Source organism: Streptomyces maremycinicus, assembly GCF_001184025.1.
GTDB classification, from domain to species: Bacteria; Actinomycetota; Actinomycetes; order Streptomycetales; family Streptomycetaceae; genus Streptomyces; species Streptomyces maremycinicus.
Window position 1 is genome coordinate 202,105 of record NZ_BBYG01000022.1, and the last position, 17,090, is coordinate 219,194.

A 17,090-nucleotide genomic window follows, 5' to 3' on the forward strand; every position below is an offset into this window, starting at 1 on the left:
TGGGCTGAGCGTTGCACACCGCGGAGCCGTCACGAACGCCGGCACCGCCGGTCGCGCAGCAGGCTGTTCGCCGAACTGGCCGGGCTGCTGTCCGTTCTGCTCGGCTACGCCGCCACTCGTGCCTGGCCGGCGCGGCTCACGCCACCGGCCTCACCGTGTCCGCTGTCCATCGCCCGGGCCGCCTCGCCGACCGAGAGCGCGACCCGGTCCGGGTCGTGAGCGAGCCGGAACTTCGGAACCGTCACGCTCGGCGCGGCGACGATCGTCCCGGCCGTGTCGGGTGAGGGAGCAGAGAGGTCGACCACGTCGTGATCGACCTCCCGGTCGGTGATGCCGACTCCGGCACGGCGCGCTTCGCCTCCGCATTGCGCTCGGCCGGCATCCCCACCTCGCGCGGCGCCCCGGTCTGGTCCAGGCGAACTCCACCTGCCCGAGTAACTCCACCAAGTGCTGCCCGCTGTGACCGAGCAGCAGCGCCCGGCCCGGACCGGTGCGCCAGGCCGACGTCATGACTCCGGGAGTCGCCGCCACACCGACCCCAGGGGCTGGATTCCGCCACAACGGTGAGCGTGACCACGCCCGCCCGCACCGCAAGCCGGCGGGCTCGCGCCGGCGCGCCACCCGTGTGCGCTCCGACGGCGGCTTCAGGAACGGATCGCGAGCTCGCTGGAGAGCTCTTGTGACCTGACGGGATCGTACGGAGCGGTGTGCCTTGGGCGGTTGCCGGGCGACGACCTTCTTCGCCCGGCAACCGGAAGGGTCAGCACACCCCCGGTCCGTTCCGCGGGTGTTGATGCGCAGACACACGTTGACGTTCGGAGTAGACCAGTCGTATAGTCATGGATGTCGGAACGGAAACGCGCCACACAGGCTTCGGAGGGGTTGAGGGTCATGGGACGTATCAAGGTCGGTACGGAGAACAGTGCGGACATCGAGGTGCACTACGAGGACAAGGGGACGGGCCGGCCCGTGGTGCTGATCCACGGCTATCCGCTGGACGGCAACTCGTGGGACGGGCAGACGGCGGCGCTGCTGGATGCGGGCTACCGGGTGGTGACGTACGACCGGCGGGGATTCGGAAAGTCGAGCCAGCCTTCGACCGGGTACGACTACGACACGTTCGCCGCGGATCTGAACGCCGTGCTGGAGACGCTGGATCTGCGGGATGCGGTGCTCGTCGGCTTCTCGATGGGCACGGGTGAGGTGGCCCGCTACCTGTCGACGTATGGATCGGGACGGGTGGCGAAGGCGGTGTTCCTGGCCTCGCTGGAGCCGTTCCTGCTCATCACGGACGACAATCCCGACGGTGCGGCGCCGCTGTCGTTCTTCCAGGGTGTCTCCGACGCCGTGAAGAAGGACCGGTACGCGTTCTTCACCGGTTTCTACAACGACTTCTTCAACCTCGACGAGAACCTGGGCACCCGGGTCAGCGAGGAGGCCGTCCGCAACGCGTGGAACGTCGCCGCGGGTTCGGGCGCCATCGCCTCGGCCGCCGCTCCGCTCTCCTGGCCCACCGACTTCCGGGCCGACATTCCCAAGATCGATGTCCCTGCGCTGATCGTGCACGGCACCGCCGACCGCACGCTGCCCATCGACGCCACCGGACGGCGTTTCGCCAAGGCCCTGCCCGCGGCCCGGTACGTCGAGATCGAGGGCGCTCCGCACGGACTGCTGACCACCCACGCCGCCGAAGTCAACGAGATCCTCCTGGACTTCCTCGCCGGCTGACCGAGAGGCCGACCACTCCGCCCCGTCCCGCCCTGCTCCGGTGCCATGTCACCGGAACCCTTTTCGACTCGGCAGAGACGACCGGTCTACTGATGCCGGTCCGTCGACAGAAGGAGTATCACCATGAAGGTTCTGATCGTTCTCACCTCGCACGACCGGCTCGGTGACACCGGCCGCCCGACCGGGTTCTGGCTGGAGGAACTCGCCGCTCCCTACTACCGGTTCAAGGAAGCGGGCTGGGAGATCACGCTCGCCTCGCCCAGGGGCGGCCGGCCGCCGCTGGACCCCAAGAGCAACGAGACCGCGTTCCAGACCGAGCAGACCCGCCGCTTCGAAGCCGACCCCGAGGCCACCGCCGCCCTGGCCGACACCGTCCGCCTGGACACCGTCTCCGCCGACGACTACGACACCGTCTTCTACCCCGGCGGCCACGGCCCCCTGTGGGACCTCGCCGAAGACACCCACTCCGCCCGCCTCATCGAGACCACCCTGCGCACCGGCAAGCCGATCGCCCTGGTCTGCCACGCACCCGGCGTCCTGCGCCACACCCTCAACGAAGACGGCACCCCCCTCGTCCGGAACAGGAAGGTCACCGGCTTCACCAACTCGGAGGAGGAAGGCGTCCAGCTCACCGACATCGTCCCCTTCCTCGTCGAGGACGAACTCGTCAAGCTCGGCGGCCACTACACCAAGACCGACGACTGGCAGCCCTACGTCGTCCAGGACGGCCTCCTCATCACCGGCCAGAACCCCGCCTCCTCCGGCCCCGCCGCCGACACCCTCATCAAGCTGGCCAACGAGGTGCACAGCGTCAGCGCCTGAACCCAGCGCCGCGTCAACGGCCCCCACCGCCGGGCCGGATGCCTCCACGGCAACCGGCCCGGCGAACCCGCGCCACCATCAGTCGATCGCCATCCCGTCCGGACGCCCCGTGCGGCCGCGCTCCCGCACTGCTCAGTTCCTGATACTCCGTTCGCGGCGCAGTAGGCCTGGTAGGACGCGGGGGCGAAGCCCTGGACCCGGTCGGCGACGGCGGCGAGTAGGCCTCGGGCACGCCGGGTAGCGGATCCGTGCCCGAGGCCCGCGTCGAGCGCCGAGTGCCACCGCTGAAAGCCTCGTGCTCAGCGGCGCCGGACGCTCATGAACCCAGGCGGGTGCGCAGTCCCGGCTGGAGGAGATCGCTGTGGGCGGTGACCATGTCGTCGCACAGGCGCCAGATGTCCTCGACGGGCAGGGCCGCGGCCGTGGCGGGGTCGGTCATCGCCGCATGCCTGATGTGCCGCGGTTCGTCCTCCACGGCGGCCCGCACCACCAGGTCGTTCGCGCTCAGGTAGGTGCGGTTGAGCGCCGCCAGTTGGGGTGGCAGGGAGCCGACGCGGGTGGGCTGGACGCCGAGCGGGTCCACCAGGCACGGCACCTCGACGACGCCGTGCGCGGGCAGGTTGTCGATCAGCCCCTGGTTGGGGACGTTGCCGTAGACCGTGCGCGGCGTGCCGGTGACCATACTGTGGATGATCTGGGGTGCGTACTCCATGGTGCCCTCGACGGTGATCGGGGCCCCGGCGGTGAGCGCGTCGCGGGTCTTCTCGTAGGCGCTGACGTTGTCGTCGACGATCTTGAGGTACTCGCCGATCGGCAGCCGCAGCCGCTCGACCTCGCTGTCGTGGTGCAGGTACCAGGGCACGTACTCGGAGGAGTGCTCGCTGGTCTCGGTCGGGTAGTAGCCGAGCCTTCGGTACATGTCGACGCGGACCCTGCGGCGCAACTGTCCGTCGGATGCGATCAGTTCGTCCAGCTTGGGGTAGAGGCTGTGTCCCTGGTGTTCGAAGCGCAGTACCCAGGCCTGGTGGTTGACGCCTGCCGCTTGGTAACTGATCTCTTCGTAGGGGACCTTGACCAGTGCGGCGAGGTCGCGCAGGGTCCAGTACACGGAGTGGCACAGGCCCACCACCCGGGTCAGGCCGGTCGCCTGGGTCAGGTACTGGACGTTCATGGCCATGGGGTTGGTGTAGTTCAGCAGCCAGGCCTGCGGGCAGACCTCGGTGATGTCCCGTCCCAGCTCCCTCAGGAACGGGAAGGTGCGCAGGGCGCGGAAGATGCCGCCGATGCCGAGGGTGTCGCCGATGGTCTGGCGTACGCCGTGACGGGCCGGCACCTCGAAGTCGGTCCGGGTGGCCGAGCCCATGCCGATCTGCACGATGTTGATGACGAAGTCCGCGTCCGTGAGGGCTTCGCGGCGGTCAGGGTGCGCGGTGACCGTGGGACCGGCGCCGAGGACGTCGGCGATACGGACGGCGGCCGCGTACGCCGTGGCCAGCCGCTCGGTGTCGATGTCGTGCAACGCGATGTGCGCGGACTTCAGTTCGCCGAACGCGAGGAGGTCGGCCAGCAGGCCCTGAGTGAAGACGACACTGCCGGCGCCGATGAAAACGATCTTGGGTGTGGTCATTCCGGGGATTCCTCGGTCTCGGGAAGGCGGGTGAGGTCTTCGTCCCGCGTCGGGCTGTGCGAGGGTGCGGCGGGGAGCGCACGGGGACAGGGAAGCCCCGCGGACCGTGGCGACGCGCGGAGTGTCCGTCAGGGTGCAGGCACCCCGTCGCGCAGGGCGGCGTCGGATCCCGCGTCGTTTCCTCCGGCGCCCACCGGGCCGACCGAGTCCCGGCTGTCACCGCCGGGCCTGCGTTCGGGGTTCCTGCCTGGGTGGGGTATCGAGGTGGTGACCGCGGTCAGCCCTTGACACCGGTGGAGGTGATGGACTGGATGAACGCCTTCTGCGCACCGAGGAAGGCGAGCAGGACCGGCAGCACGGTGATGACGTTCCCGGCCATCACGGCGGCCCACTGCGTGTGATGCTGCCCCTGGAAGGTCGTCAGGCCGAGCTGGAGCGTGTACTGGGTGTCGTGGTTGATCGCGATCAGGGGCCAGGTCAGGTCGTTCCAGGTGCTCAGGAAGGTCAGGACGGCGACCGTGCTGAGGGCCGGACGGGACAGTGGCAGAACGATCCGCCACAGCACGCGCAGCCGTGAGCAGCCGTCGATCCAGGCCGCCTCCTCCAGCTCGCGGGGCAGCGAGAGGAAGAACTGCCGCAGGAGGAACACCGAGAAGGGCGTGACCAGCGACGGCACGATCAGCGCGCCGAGACCGTCGATGAGGCCGAGCCGCTTCATCACCAGGAACGTGGGGATCATCGTCAGCTGGAACGGGATCGCCATCGTCGCCAGCATCAGGCCCAGCAGCGGCCGGGAACCGGCGAACCGCATCCGGGCGAACGCGTAGCCGCCGAGGGTGCCGAGCACGAGGTTCGCGCTCACCGTGACCAGGCTGACGAGGAGCGAGTTGGCGAACCACCGGGGGAACATCGCGTTGCCCAGGACGTAGCGGTAGCCGCCCAGGTTCGGGCGGGAGGGCCACAGCGACGGCGGGAATCGGTTGATCTCCGCGTTGCTCATCACCGAGCTGACCGCCAGCCAGATCAGGGGTACCGCGAAGAGCAGGGCCATCGGTGCCAGCAGCAGGTGCCAGGGGCTGAACGGCAGCCGTGGGCGCCGTCGTCGGGTGCCGGTTCCGAAGGACGTGGCCGCCTGTACGGCGTCGGGTGGGGCGGAGACGGCGGTCATACGGCGGCTCCCTTGAGTCGGCGGCGGACGAGCTGGAGGATCAGGCCGATCAGGCCCAGGGCCACGGCCAGCACATAGGCCGAGGCGGCCCCGTATCCGGCGGTGGCGTTCTTGAAGGCCTGCTCCCAGATGAAGTAGACGATCACCGTGGTGGAGCCCAGGGGTCCGCCCTTCGTGGTGACGTATACGAGGTCGAATGCCTGGAGGGACTGGATGGTCTGCCAGAGCAGCAGGAAGACGGTGACGGGCCTGAGCGCGGGCAGGGTGATGTGGCGCAGGATCCGGAGGCGGTCGGCGCCGTCCAGGCGGGCCGCCTCGATCAGCGAGGCCGGCACGTCCTGCACCGCCGCGAGATAGATGACCAGGCAGAAGCCCGTACCGCTCCACAGGCTGACAGCGACCAGCACGGGCAGCGCTTGCGACGGATCGGTGAGGAAGCCTTGCGACGGGATGCCGAGGTGGTGCAGTACGGCGTTGGCCGCGCCGAACTCCGGGTCCAGGATGAACGAGAACAGCACGCCCTGCGCGGTCGCGGAGACCACGAACGGGACGAAGAACAGGGTGCGGTAGAGCCCGACGAAGCGGATGCGCCGGTGCAGGGCGAGGGCCAGCAGCAGTCCGACCACCATGCTCGCCGGCACGTACAGCGCGGTGTAGAGCACGGTGTTGCGCAGCGCCTGGCTGAAGTGGGGGTCCTCGGCGAGGGCGCGGTAGTTGTCCAGGCCCACCCAACGGCTCGGTGTGACGAGGTCGTCGGCCTGGAAGGACAGCAGCAGCGACCAGACGATGGGCACCACGCCGAGTCCGAGGATGATCAGGACGGCGGGGAAGACGAACGTCCAGGCTGTGGCCGCCTCACCGGCTCGTCTGCGGCGCAGGGCACGCCGGTTGTCCGGGGGCCGGGACACGGTGATCGGGGTGGGCACTCGAGACACGACGGAATCTCCTCAACGCGGTATGAGCAGTGCGGCGTTGGCGTCGGCGGCGCAGGCGCGCAGTGCCCGGGCGGGACCGCTCCGCCCCAGCAGCACGGCCACAACGGCTTGTCCGAGGGCCTGCGAGATCTGCGGATAGGCGGCGTGCACCGGGCGTACGCGCGCCGAGTCGAGGGTCTTGGTGAACACGCCCAGGCCCTCGGTGCCGCTCTCCTCGTGCCGCCAGGCGGGCAGGTCGCGGGTCCGGCGGCTGAGCGGCAGGCTGCCCGCGTCGATGTCCCAGCGCACGTCCTGCGCGGGCTGCATGAGCCAGCTCACGAAGGTCTTGGCGGCCTTCTTGCGGGCGTCGCCGTTGTCGAACACCGTCCAGGTGTCGGGTCCGCTGATGGTCATCGGCCGACCGGAGAAGCTGGGCAGGGGGACGACGTGGTAGTCGATCTTCGCCTGCCGGATGTCGGGCAGCTGCCAGGGGCCGGTGACGGCCATGCCCATCCGGCCGGACATGAAGACCTGGTACATCTGCTCGCTGCCCGGCTTCGGGTCGACGTAGACGCTCTTGTCCCGGGCCAGCGCGGCCACCACCTCCAGGGCGCGGGTCCCGCTGTCGCCGAATCCGATGTGCTTGCCGTCCTCGTCGATGACGTCCCCGCCGAGGTCCCAGATCATCGGCCACACGCGCCAGACGGTGTCCTCGTCACCGACACCGGGCCAGCCGGTGCCGAAGCGGCCGCCGTCCGCGTCGGTGAGCGCTTTGGCCGTGGCGACGAAGTCGTCCCAGCGCCAGCCCGTCTCGGGCAGCGGCAGGCCGGCCTGCCGGAAGAGCTTCTTGTTGCAGACCACCGCGAGGGAGTCCAGCAGCGCGGGTGCCGCGCGCACCTGGCCGTTGACGGTGACGGCTTGGCGGGCCGGCGCCCAGTAGTTGGTCCAGGGAGTGACGGACTGTCCGACCATGTCGGTCAGGTCGACGACCTGAGGACTGCGGGCGACGCTCGCCAGGTCGGAGCCGAAGATGTACGCGATGTCCGGGTAGGAGCCGGCGGCGAGGGCGGCCGTCACCTTCTGGAGCATCGCGTCGGCGAGCACTCCGCCGCCCAGCCGGACCCGGATGCGGGGATGGCTGCGCATGAAGGAGGCGACCAGGGACTCGAGGGCCTTCTTGCCGGTGTCGGTCTGGCCGTGCCACATCTCGATGGTCACGGTGCCGTCGGCGCTGACGCCGTCGCCGCCGCCTGCCGCGCAGCCCGAGGCTGTCAGGCCCGCGGCCGCGGCGGTCGCCAGACCCGCGCCGACGCGCAGCGCGTCTCGGCGTGCGGGCCGCGCGCCGCGGGGGAGCGCATGCATGGATACCTCCGGTGGAAGCTGGGGGACACACGTTGTGTTCGTGTCGCCGCGAGGACGCGAACGGTGTATGTGGCACGGCGTGTCGGCCGCGGCGAAGCCGGGGCGGGTCCGGTGGCCGGTGAGCCGCTCGGCGCCGGGCGCCGCTCAGCGCCGGGCGGGCCGTCCCGCACGGGAAGGACGTTCAGGAGGGGGTGTGATGGCGGTCCGTCCGCCGGGAGTCACGCGGATACGGATCATGTCCGAACTCCACAACGTGGTGGGCACGTCCCCGCCTCGGACGCCGACGCGATCCTGGCGACTCAGTCCGGACTCCTGATGGGTGGTCAGCTACCGGCTGGGCGTACCTCTGCCGCCGAGTACTGCGACTGCGGCGATGACCAGGAGTCAAACGACGGCACCGGGCCGCCGTCAAGAGGCCGGACCGTTCGGATCCGCGCGAAACACCCGTGAAACCCGCACGATCGAGCAAGGGGAACCGGCCCGCGACGGCTCGCGGGCCGCTACGGGCCGCCTCCACCTCGGGCCCGGTGCGCTAACAGGTCTTGCGCACGTAGCCGCCGCTGCCGGCCGGTGAGACGTCGACGTCGCGCTGGACGATGCTGAGCGTGCCGCCCCACCCTGAGCACGCCTTCGTCCGGCCGGTGTTGGTGTACTCGATCACGATCACGTTGTTGCCGAAGGCGCTGGTGTAGTCACCGCACTCGTCGTACTGGCCGCATTCCTCGGCCACGGCGAAGTCCAGGCCGTTTGCGGTGCGGTTGCCGGCCAGTTCCGAGGTGTTCTTCTGGGCGATGGCCAGCCCGTCCGCGTGGGCACGGGTGGAGAGCAGCTTGATGAACGCCTGCGCGTTGTTCGCCGTCAGGCGGTTCCCGGAGCGGGTGTAGCTGTCGTAGTTGTCGGGTTCGACGGCTTGGAAGCCCTTGTCCCGGCAGCCGTCGATCCGGACTCCGATCCGGTCGGCGATCCGCTGGCGTTTGGCGCTGGTGCTGATGTCGAGGAGGGCCTCGCCCCAGTCCTCGTCGTAGACGACGTTGCCCGCGGAGTCACGCAGGAGCAGGTCCGAGGCCCACTCGCTCTCGGCCCCCGGCTGTGCCTGAAAGGCGTTGACGTAGCAGATGTTGTACAGGCCCGCCGCGGGGGAGGCGGTGTGGTCGCGGGTGACGACCTTCACGCCGGCCGGCGGGGTGTAGGCCCCGCCGATCTGGTAGTCGAAGCCGGCGTGCGTGGGCGGGAGGGCCACGGCCGCGGCCTGCGTCGAGGTCGCCTGAGCGAGCACGGCGCCGGTGAGGGCCGCGGCGGCGACGGCCACGCCGGTGATTTTCCGCGAGGTGGTGCTGACATGGCTCATGGAGTGAACTCCAGAGGGAGGGGGTACGTCCCCGCCTCGGACGCGTGGACGCGGTCCTGGCGACTCGGTCCGGATTCGCGGCGCGGGGGCCTGCATACCGGCTGGGCGTACCTCTGGGCACGGAGCCTGGCTCCGGCGTTGTCCGGGAGTAAAGCGAGCGCCCGGCTGAATGTCAACGCGACGACGAGCGGCCGTCGGCGCGACGCGGGTCGGCGATCTCGTGGGAGGGGGACGGATTCCGGCAGACGTTCACCGCGTCGAGCGGATCGCCGCGCACGGCTGGAGGGGGTGCCGGGGAACGACTTGGCGAGCCGCTCAGGGGCCATGGCCGGGCGGTGCCGTCGCGGTGTGTCGCTCCCCGAGTTCTCGGTCGGATGTACACCGCCGATCGATGCCCGACCGCAGTGAACAATGCTCGAAGCTGCTTTGATCAAGCGCTCATTGAAATGCTCACGGAGCGTGTTCGACCTAGCCGGCCGTCGGTCGCGGAGCGGACGTACCCGGACAGCGCCGCTGGACGAAGCGAGTCCGTCTGCGGGAGGGCGGGTTCACCCGGTGATCGAGGCGCGGAAGTGGTACCTGTCGCCGCGGTACACCGCGGCGGTGAGTTCCAGGGGCCGGCCGTTCTGGTTGAAGGCGAGCTGGGTGGCGACCAGGACGGGCGTCGTGTCAGTGATCTCCAGGAGGTCGCTCTCCTCTTGGGTCGGATGCCGGGCTTCCACGGAGTAGTCGGCGACCTTGGGCAGTTGCGGCGGGTCCGCGCGGCGCAGGGTGGCGAAGAGGGTGTCCGTCGTGAAGTCGGTCTCCGCCAACTGCGGACACAGCCCGAGGGGCAGTCGGTTGTGTTCCAGGACGACGACTATGCCGTCCAGGAAACGCAGTCGGCGCATCTCGAAGAGCGCCGCCCCGGGGCCGATGCGCAGTTGCTCGGACTCCTGGACCGTGGCCTCCCGCACCCTGGATTCCAGGACCTTGTCCTGGAGTCGGAAACCGTGCTGTGCGGCGTAGTCGGCGAAGCCCTGCACGGACTGGCCGCCCGTGGGAGGCGATGACTGCCGGGAATCGGGGACGACGCGCTCGTATCCCTGGGCGAGGAACCATCCCCGGGCCGGTGAGGACTCGATGACGTCGCGTTCGGCCAGTTCGTTGAGCGCGCTGCGCAGCGTGACGCGTGAGACGCCGTACCGGACGGCCAGTGAGCGTTCGGACGGCAGGCGGTCCCCGGGTCGTGCGCCGTCGGCGGCGATGTCGTTCAGCAGGCGCGCGGCGACCTGGGAGTACAGGGGCAGTGAGTCGGCGCCGAGCAGGCCCTGGGGGAGCGCGTTGTCCGATGGCATACCAGATGTATACCAGTTCGTATAAGACCAGTTCCATACCAGAGCAAGACCATTGACGGCCGAAAGGCGTACCAATAGCATTCCGGAAGCGGGCCCGGAAGCGTTGAGTGCCGGATTGCCCGCGCTCTTCGGCGGCCCGGGGCGCGAACGGTCCGGACCGGCGGCCGGACCGGCGTCCGGACCGGCGTCCTGCCGCGACGCCCCGGGACTTGCCCGTCGACCGGACCTGAGATGTCCCGCGCGGTCACGACCGTGCCTGCCGTGTCCAAGACAAGGAGTACGTGTGACCATCTCCACCCACTTCGCGGTATCCGAGGGCGGCGGGGCCGACCACACGATCGCGGAGATCGTCCAGCAGCCCGCCGTGTGGCGTGAGGTCGGTGCGATCGTCGCCGCCGCACGCGACGGCCTGGACGCGTTTCTCGCACCTGCGCTCGACCGGCAGGGTGTGCGGATCGTCCTGACCGGAGCGGGTACATCGGCGTTCGCGGGGGAGGTCGTCCGGGCGGCGGTTGCACGGGCCACCGGACTGCGCGTGGACGCGGTCTCCACCACCGACATCGTCGCGGACCCCCACGCGTCCTTCCTCGGTGACGCTCCCACACTGCTCGTGTCGTTCGCGCGTTCCGGCGACAGTCCGGAGAGCGTCGCGGCCACCCGCCTCGCGGACCAGATCCTGACCCGTGTGCACCACCTCGTCATCACGTGCAACAGCGCCGGACACCTGGCCCGGGCACACGAGGAGAACGCCGCTTCCTATGTCCTGCTCATGCCGGCCGCGGCCGACGACCAGGGCTTCGCCATGACGTCGAGCTTCACCGGCATGCTGCTGGCGTCCCTGCTCGCCTTCGGCTCGCTCCACACCGGCGGCGGCATCGAGGCACCGGCCGCGGCGGCCGAGCACATCACGGCAGGGGGCCTGGACCGAGCCATCGACACGCTGCTGGCCCGCCGACCCGAACGGCTGGTCTACCTCGGCAGCAGCAGCGCCTTGAAGGGGCTGGCCCAGGAGTCCGCGCTGAAGATGCTGGAACTCACCGGGGGAGCGCTCGTCGCGTCCTCGGAGACCTCGCTCGGCTTCCGCCACGGCCCCAAATCGGTGCTGAACGACCGCACGGCGGTGGTCGTCTACGTCTCCAACGACCCCTACACACGCCGCTACGACCTCGACATCATCGCCGAACTGCGCGCCGGCCTCGCGCCCGCCGACGTCGTGGCCGTCAGTGCGTCCTCCGACGGACTGCCCGGGGACGGCACCTGGCTGCTGCCCGGCCTCGCCGAAGCCGACGACGCCGTCCTCGCCCTGCCCGCCGTGGTCGTCGCGCAACTCCTCGCACTGCGTTCCTCCCTGGCCCGGGGCATCCGGCCCGACAACCCGTTCCCCGCGGGAGAGGTGAACCGCGTGGTGCGGGGCGTGACCGTGCACCCGCTGCCCGTACGACCCCATGACGTCCCGTAGCAGCGTCCGGAAAATGCCGAGCGGAGGAACAACGATGTTTCTGGGTGTGGACGGCGGAGGCACGAAGACAGCCTTCTGTCTGATCGACAGCTCGGGCACCGTCCGGGCCCGGGCCCTCGAAGAAGGCGCCTACTACTTCGCGGACAACGCCACCGGTGGCGTCGACCATGTGACGCGGATCCTGGCACAGGGGATCGAAGCCGTGACCAGGAGCGCGGGCATCACGCCCGCGGACATCGACCACGCGTTCCTGGGCCTGCCCGGCTACGGAGAGGTTCCCGGTGACATCGCCGCCCTGGACGCCGCTCCCGCGCGGGTACTGGGGCACCGACGCTACGCGAGCGACAACGACATGATCTGCGGCTGGGCCGGTTCGCTGGGAGCGGTCGACGGCATCAACGTCATCAGCGGCACCGGCTCGATGGCCTACGGCGAACGCCAGGGCCGCGGCGTCCGCACCGGCGGGTGGAGCGAACTCTTCAGCGACGAGGGCTCGGCGTACTGGATAGCCGCCCGGGCGCTCAACGCCTTCTCCCGGATGAGCGACGGCCGCCTGTCCGAAGGCCCGCTCGCCCAACTGCTGCGCCGCCACCTGAGACTGACCTCGGACCTCGAGGTGATCGACGTCGTCCTCAACCGCTGGCAGGGGCACCGCAGCGAGATCGCCGCCCTGACGCCGGTGGTGGTCGAGGCGGCCCGGGCGGGCGACACGGAGGCCGACGCCGTCCTCGCCGAGGCCGGCCGGGAACTGGCCCTGCTCGTGGACAGCGCGCGACGCCGGCTGGGCTTCACCCCCGAAGAAACGGTCCCGGTCTCCTACTCCGGCGGTGTCTTCCGCTCGGCCCGCGTGCTCGACGCGTTCACCGCAGCGCTCAGAGCAGGCGCGGCCGGGTACGACCTGCGACGACCCCTGTTCGAACCGGTCGTGGGCGCCGCCATCTACGCGGCCAAACTCGCCGGCACTCCGCTCGGCACCGAGGCACTGACCGCCCTGCGCTCCAGCGTGGACATCACCGGCATGGAGAGCGGTGACGGCGATGCGTGAAAAGCGGACCTGGATCCTCTACGCGGGGTTGCTGGTGCTGTTCTGGGGGGTCTGGGGTGCGTTCTCCAGTCAGCCGACCGAAAGATACGGCTATCCGGACGAGATGATCTACGTCATCTGGGCCTTCACCATGCTCGTCCCGGCCGTGGTCGCGCTGCGCCGGGAGAGCTTCGACCGCCGCCCCGTCGCAGCGGTGTACGGGCTCGCGGCCGGACTCACCGGAGCGGGCGGCCAACTCCTGCTGTTCCAGGCGCTGTCCGACGGACCCGCGTACCTGATCTTTCCCGTGGTCTCGCTCTCCCCGGTGGTCACCGTCCTGATGGCCGTGGCCCTGCTCCGGGAGCGGATCGGGAAGCTCGCCGTCATCGGAGTGATCGCCGCGCTGATCGCCATCGTGCTGATCAGCATCCCCGCGGGCGCCGGTGGCTCGGTCAGTACCGGGTCCTGGCTGGTGCTGGCCGTCCTCATCTGCGTGGCCTGGGGAGCGCAGGCGTTCCTGATGCGCAAGGCGGCCCTCGCCGGGGTCAACGACGCGACGACCTTCGGCTGGATGACGATCAGCGGCCTGCTCCTCGTACCCGTCGCGGTCCTCATGATGGGCGGACTGCCCGACGCCCCGTGGCAGGCCCCCGCGCTCACCGGCGGCACACAGATCCTCAACTCCGTGGGCGCGTTGTTCCTCGTCATGGCGCTCAGTCGCGGCAAGGCCAGTGTCGTCGCACCGGTCACCAACGCCCTGGCGCCCGTCCTCACGATCGTGCTGTCGCTGATGGTCTATCGGACAGTGCCGACCGTCTGGGCGACGATCGGCATCGTCCTCGCCCTCGGCGGATCGACGTTGATGGTCTACGCGGACGAGAAACGCGAAGCGTTCCCGGAGCGTCCGGAGCCGTCGACCGTCGGTACGTGAGCCACCGCCCGCCGACGGTTCGCACCTGCCCCGCTCCGCCTCCGTCGGCGGGCCAACTCGCCACCCACACCTCCCCGTTCGAGGAGTACGTCCATGCCCATGGTCCCCACCCGAGACCTTGTCACCCGGGCCGCCACCCGGCGTGGTTGTGTCACCGCCTTCAACGTCATCACCCTGGAGCACGCGGTGGGCATCGTGATGGGTGCCGAGTCCGTCGGCCGGCCGGTGATCCTGCAAATCAGCGAGAACGCGGTGCGGTACCACGGCGGACGGCTCGCCCCCCTCGCGCTGGCGGCGTCATCGATAGCGCGGACGGCGGCCGTCGACGTCGCTCTGCATCTGGACCACGTCACCGACATCGAGTTGCTGTACCAGGCGGCCGACGCGGGCTTCTCCTCGGTGATGTTCGACGCCGGGGCACTGACCTACGCCGACAACCTCGCCGCGACCGCGGCGGCGGCGAACTGGGCACATGAAGCGGGCCTCTGGATCGAGGCCGAGCTGGGATACGTCGGCGGCAAGCCCGATGCTCCCGCGAGTGCGCACGCCGACGGCGTACGCACGGACCCGGCGGAAGCCGTCGACTACGTGGCGCGTACGCGGGTGGACGCCCTGGCGGTCGCGGTGGGCAGCAGCCATGCCATGACCGAACGGACCGCGGCCCTGGACCACGCGCTCATCGCACGTCTCCGGGAAGCCGTTCCCGTGCCCCTGGTGCTGCACGGGTCGTCCGGGGTTCCCGGCGATGAACTCCACGCCGCGGTCGTGGCGGGCATGATCAAGATCAATATCGGCACGGCGCTCAACGTCTCGCTGACCCGCACGGTGCGCGACGTGCTGTCCCGGGACCCGGCGCTGACGGACCCGCGCAAGTATCTCGGCCCGGCCCGCGACGCCGTCGCGACGACCGTGCGAGATTTCCTCACCGTGCTGGCGGCCTGACCTCGCGTCAGGACGGGTGCAGTGCCGGTCTCCGGCGACGGCGGGTGGCAGCGGAGACGGAATGCCCCCTGGTCGAGCCGGACATCGGCAGGGGCATTTCCGAAGACCTCCTAAGGTCCTGTCGCGACGGACACCTTCAGCGGGGCGCCGGTCTTCGCCCGCACCTCTGCCTCGGTGACGCCCGGGGCGAGGGCCGTCAGACGCAGGCCGTCCGGGGTCACATCGATGACGGCGAGGTCGGTGATGATCCGGTCGACCACGCCGGCGCCGGTCAGCGGAAGGACGCAGTCGTCGACGATCTTCAGACTGCCGTCCTTGGCGACATGATCGGTGAGCACCACGATCCGGCGGGCCCCGACCACGAGGTCCATCGCGCCGCCCATCCCTTTGACGAGTGCTCCGGGGATGGTCCAGTTCGCCAGGTCGCCCTTCGCGGTCACCTGTAGCGCACCGAGGATGGCGATGTCGATGTGTCCGCCGCGGATCATGCCGAAGGACGCCGCGGAGTCGAAATAGCTGGCGCCCGGGTTGACGGTGACCGTCTGCTTGCCCGCGTTGATGACATCAGCGTCCTCCTCACCCTCCCAAGGGAACGGGCCGAGACCGAGGATGCCGTTCTCGCTCTGAAGGGTGACCTGCACGCCTTCGGGGATGTGGTTGGCCACGAGGGTCGGAATCCCGATCCCCAGGTTCACATAGTCTCCGTCGTTGAGTTCGGCGGCTGCCAGCGCCGCCATCTCGTCACGTGTCCAGGCCACGGGGCGCTCCTAGGCTCCGACGGTCACGCGGGGGCGGACCGTGCGCTTTTCGATGTCCTTGATCCGCTCGCGTGCGACCACCAGGTGGTCCACGTGGATGCCGGGTGTCGCGACCGATTCCGGATCGATGAACTGCTCGGTGAGGTGTTCGGTCTCGGCGACGGTCACCCGGCCGCACGTGGCGACGAGGGGGTTGAAGTTGCGTGCGGTGGCGCGGTACGTGAGGTTGCCCGCCCGGTCGGCGGTGTGCGCGTGCACGAGCGCGAGGTCGGCGATGATGGCCCGCTCCTGTACGTGCACGTGACCGTCGAACTCGGCGTGGGGCTTGCCTTCGGCGACGGGCGTTCCCACGCCGGTTCTCGTGTAGAAGGCCGCTATCCCCGCCCCGCCGGCCCGCATGCGCTCGGCGAGGGTGCCCTGCGGAGAGAACTCCACGTCGAGAACCTTGTCCAGGTACTGCCCGGCGAACAGCTTGTTCTCGCCTACGTAGGATGCGATCACCTTCGTGACCTGGCGGTTTTCCAGCAGGAGGCCGAGACCCTTGCCGTCGACGCCCATGTTGTTGGACACGATCGTCAAGCCGGTGACGCCGCTGTCGCGTACTGCCTCGATGAGATCGTTCGGGATGCCGCAGAGACCGAATCCACCGACGGCGATCGTGATTCCGTCAGCCAGCACACCTGCCAGGGCGGCTTCCGCCGTCGCGCGAATCTTTGACAACTCATCCACCTCACGTGCGGTCCGTTCATTGTGCGAGCGCCCAGAGTCAAGCCGCGGGTCGCGTGACAACGCAAGGAGCGGTCCGTTCAGAGGGAGAAAGTGATCGGGTGGTGAGCTCGGTACGGCAACTGCGTCCACTCAGTGAACGTATGCTGACGCCATGAACGCACCCACGGCGGCTCACCTCGTCGGCAGAGTCGGCGCGGTGCTGCGCTCTCTGTCGATGGTCAACGAGACCGGAGCCGGCACCGCGGAGGTGGCCAGGGCGGCAGGACTGCCGAGACCGACCGTGCATCGGCTGCTTGTCTCACTGGCCGACGAGGGGTTCGTCGACCGCGATCAGCGCAGCGGCCGTTGGTTCCTCGGACCCGAGCTGTATCTGCTCGGCGAGGCGGCCGGTCGGCGTTACGACGTCACCCATCACGCACGGGACAGCGTGCACAGGCTCGCGGCCGCGACGGGGGAGAGCGCGTTCTTCTCCGCGCGCAGGGGTGACGAGACAGTGTGCCTGCTGCGAGAGGACGGGGACTTCCCGATCCGTTCCTTCGTGCTGTACGAGGGCGCCCGGTTCCCGCTCGGAGTCGTTTCGGCGGGCCTGGCGGTGCTGTCGTTCCTCGACGACGCCGAGATCGACGCCTACCTGGAACGTCGGGACCTGGTCAGCCAGTGGGGCCGTGCGCACGTGCCGGAAGCGGTACGCGAGCGGATCGCGCGGACGCGGACCGACGGCTACGCCGTGAACCCCGGACTCGTCGTGGAAGGAAGCTGGGGGATGGCGGCGACGGTGTTCGACCGCGCCGGGCAGCCGGCCTGGGCCCTGACGCTGACCGGGGTGGAGACCAGGTTCCGCCCCGAGCGCAGAACCGAACTCGGCGCGCTGTTGCTGCGCGAAGCGCACGCCCTCAGCCGCACCCTCACCTCTGGGACGTCCGCCCGCCAGTGACCGCTGC

16 protein-coding genes are annotated in these 17,090 nt (G+C 69.8%); 7 read left to right on the plus strand and 9 right to left on the minus strand.

The features are described from left to right. Positions 1-104: 104 nt before the first annotated feature. Positions 105-305 carry a hypothetical protein gene (locus AOQ37_RS33895; RefSeq protein ID WP_062650253.1) on the minus strand — a complete coding sequence of 67 codons (201 nt, stop codon included), beginning with the start codon at positions 303-305 and terminating at the stop codon, positions 105-107. Positions 306-891: 586 nt separating this feature from the next. On the opposite strand from AOQ37_RS33895, the gene AOQ37_RS33900 reads away from it, so the two are divergent. Both AOQ37_RS33900 and AOQ37_RS33905 read left to right on the plus strand, forming a co-directional pair. Continuing rightward, complete coding sequence (locus tag AOQ37_RS33900) at positions 892-1,728, plus strand: alpha/beta fold hydrolase (RefSeq protein ID WP_062650255.1); 837 nt, start codon at positions 892-894, stop codon at positions 1,726-1,728. A 123-nt stretch (positions 1,729-1,851) separates the two neighbouring features. Next, positions 1,852-2,550, plus strand: a complete 699-nt coding sequence (locus AOQ37_RS33905) for a type 1 glutamine amidotransferase domain-containing protein (RefSeq protein ID WP_062650257.1) — start codon at positions 1,852-1,854, stop codon at positions 2,548-2,550. Between the two features lie 316 nt (positions 2,551-2,866). Here AOQ37_RS33905 and AOQ37_RS33910 read toward each other — a convergent pair whose 3' ends face one another. From AOQ37_RS33910 to AOQ37_RS33935, 6 genes are all read right to left on the minus strand, one after another. After that, the gene (locus AOQ37_RS33910; RefSeq protein ID WP_062650259.1) at positions 2,867-4,177 is read right to left on the minus strand and encodes an alpha-glucosidase/alpha-galactosidase; all 1,311 of its coding nucleotides are present in this window, start codon (positions 4,175-4,177) and stop codon (positions 2,867-2,869) included. Positions 4,178-4,454: 277 nt separating this feature from the next. Continuing rightward, positions 4,455-5,345 (minus strand): carbohydrate ABC transporter permease, encoded by an 891-nt coding sequence (locus tag AOQ37_RS33915; RefSeq protein WP_062650261.1) that lies wholly within the window; start codon positions 5,343-5,345, stop codon positions 4,455-4,457. Beyond that, positions 5,342-6,280: a carbohydrate ABC transporter permease gene (locus tag AOQ37_RS33920; protein ID WP_062650263.1), complete on the minus strand. Its 939-nt coding sequence runs from the start codon at positions 6,278-6,280 to the stop codon at positions 5,342-5,344. Before AOQ37_RS33920 ends, AOQ37_RS33915 begins: the two co-directional genes overlap by 4 nt. A 12-nt stretch (positions 6,281-6,292) precedes the next feature. Then, positions 6,293-7,621: an ABC transporter substrate-binding protein gene (locus tag AOQ37_RS33925; protein WP_062650265.1), complete on the minus strand. Its 1,329-nt coding sequence runs from the start codon at positions 7,619-7,621 to the stop codon at positions 6,293-6,295. A 532-nt stretch (positions 7,622-8,153) separates the two neighbouring features. Continuing rightward, positions 8,154-8,969, minus strand: a complete 816-nt coding sequence (locus AOQ37_RS33930; RefSeq protein WP_062650267.1) for an endo alpha-1,4 polygalactosaminidase — start codon at positions 8,967-8,969, stop codon at positions 8,154-8,156. A 548-nt stretch (positions 8,970-9,517) separates the two neighbouring features. Further along, on the minus strand, positions 9,518-10,306 hold the full coding sequence (locus AOQ37_RS33935) for a GntR family transcriptional regulator (protein WP_062650269.1): 789 nt from the start codon (positions 10,304-10,306) through the stop codon (positions 9,518-9,520). Positions 10,307-10,589: 283 nt separating this feature from the next. Here AOQ37_RS33935 and AOQ37_RS33940 point away from each other — a divergent pair, with 283 nt between their 5' ends. The 4 genes from AOQ37_RS33940 to AOQ37_RS33955 all read left to right on the plus strand — a co-directional run bounded on the left by AOQ37_RS33940 (position 10,590) and on the right by AOQ37_RS33955 (position 14,662). After that, positions 10,590-11,765: an SIS domain-containing protein gene (locus AOQ37_RS33940; protein ID WP_078890485.1), complete on the plus strand. Its 1,176-nt coding sequence runs from the start codon at positions 10,590-10,592 to the stop codon at positions 11,763-11,765. Between the two features lie 34 nt (positions 11,766-11,799). After that, positions 11,800-12,810 (plus strand): N-acetylglucosamine kinase, encoded by a 1,011-nt coding sequence (locus AOQ37_RS33945; protein ID WP_062650271.1) that lies wholly within the window; start codon positions 11,800-11,802, stop codon positions 12,808-12,810. Then, complete coding sequence (locus AOQ37_RS33950; protein ID WP_062650344.1) at positions 12,803-13,720, plus strand: DMT family transporter; 918 nt, start codon at positions 12,803-12,805, stop codon at positions 13,718-13,720. The genes AOQ37_RS33945 and AOQ37_RS33950 overlap by 8 nt, the downstream gene beginning before the upstream one ends. Before the next feature lie 93 nt (positions 13,721-13,813). After that, on the plus strand, positions 13,814-14,662 hold the full coding sequence (locus AOQ37_RS33955; RefSeq protein ID WP_062650273.1) for a class II fructose-bisphosphate aldolase: 849 nt from the start codon (positions 13,814-13,816) through the stop codon (positions 14,660-14,662). 110 nt (positions 14,663-14,772) lie between these two features. Here AOQ37_RS33955 and AOQ37_RS33960 read toward each other — a convergent pair whose 3' ends face one another. Further along, complete coding sequence (locus tag AOQ37_RS33960) at positions 14,773-15,420, minus strand: 3-oxoacid CoA-transferase subunit B (RefSeq protein WP_062650275.1); 648 nt, start codon at positions 15,418-15,420, stop codon at positions 14,773-14,775. Between the two features lie 9 nt (positions 15,421-15,429). Continuing rightward, positions 15,430-16,140, minus strand: a complete 711-nt coding sequence (locus tag AOQ37_RS33965; protein ID WP_062650346.1) for a CoA transferase subunit A — start codon at positions 16,138-16,140, stop codon at positions 15,430-15,432. A 160-nt stretch (positions 16,141-16,300) separates the two neighbouring features. On the opposite strand from AOQ37_RS33965, the gene AOQ37_RS33970 reads away from it, so the two are divergent. Then, positions 16,301-17,083 carry an IclR family transcriptional regulator gene (locus tag AOQ37_RS33970; protein WP_062650277.1) on the plus strand — a complete coding sequence of 261 codons (783 nt, stop codon included), beginning with the start codon at positions 16,301-16,303 and terminating at the stop codon, positions 17,081-17,083. Positions 17,084-17,090: the final 7 nt, after the last annotated feature.

What these genes read in the sequence shown, in the direction of transcription:
- AOQ37_RS33970 (WP_062650277.1), top strand. Translation starts at nt 16,301, where the DNA reads ATGAACGCACCCACGGCGGCTCACCTCGTCGGCAGAGTCGGCGCGGTG.
- AOQ37_RS33925 (WP_062650265.1), bottom strand. Translation starts at nt 7,621, where the DNA reads ATGCATGCGCTCCCCCGCGGCGCGCGGCCCGCACGCCGAGACGCGCTG.
- AOQ37_RS33915 (WP_062650261.1), bottom strand. Translation starts at nt 5,345, where the DNA reads ATGACCGCCGTCTCCGCCCCACCCGACGCCGTACAGGCGGCCACGTCC.
- AOQ37_RS33935 (WP_062650269.1), bottom strand. Translation starts at nt 10,306, where the DNA reads ATGCCATCGGACAACGCGCTCCCCCAGGGCCTGCTCGGCGCCGACTCA.
- AOQ37_RS33950 (WP_062650344.1), top strand. Translation starts at nt 12,803, where the DNA reads ATGCGTGAAAAGCGGACCTGGATCCTCTACGCGGGGTTGCTGGTGCTG.
- AOQ37_RS33910 (WP_062650259.1), bottom strand. Translation starts at nt 4,177, where the DNA reads ATGACCACACCCAAGATCGTTTTCATCGGCGCCGGCAGTGTCGTCTTC.
- AOQ37_RS33900 (WP_062650255.1), top strand. Translation starts at nt 892, where the DNA reads ATGGGACGTATCAAGGTCGGTACGGAGAACAGTGCGGACATCGAGGTG.
- AOQ37_RS33930 (WP_062650267.1), bottom strand. Translation starts at nt 8,969, where the DNA reads ATGAGCCATGTCAGCACCACCTCGCGGAAAATCACCGGCGTGGCCGTC.
- AOQ37_RS33955 (WP_062650273.1), top strand. Translation starts at nt 13,814, where the DNA reads ATGCCCATGGTCCCCACCCGAGACCTTGTCACCCGGGCCGCCACCCGG.
- AOQ37_RS33905 (WP_062650257.1), top strand. Translation starts at nt 1,852, where the DNA reads ATGAAGGTTCTGATCGTTCTCACCTCGCACGACCGGCTCGGTGACACC.
- AOQ37_RS33945 (WP_062650271.1), top strand. Translation starts at nt 11,800, where the DNA reads ATGTTTCTGGGTGTGGACGGCGGAGGCACGAAGACAGCCTTCTGTCTG.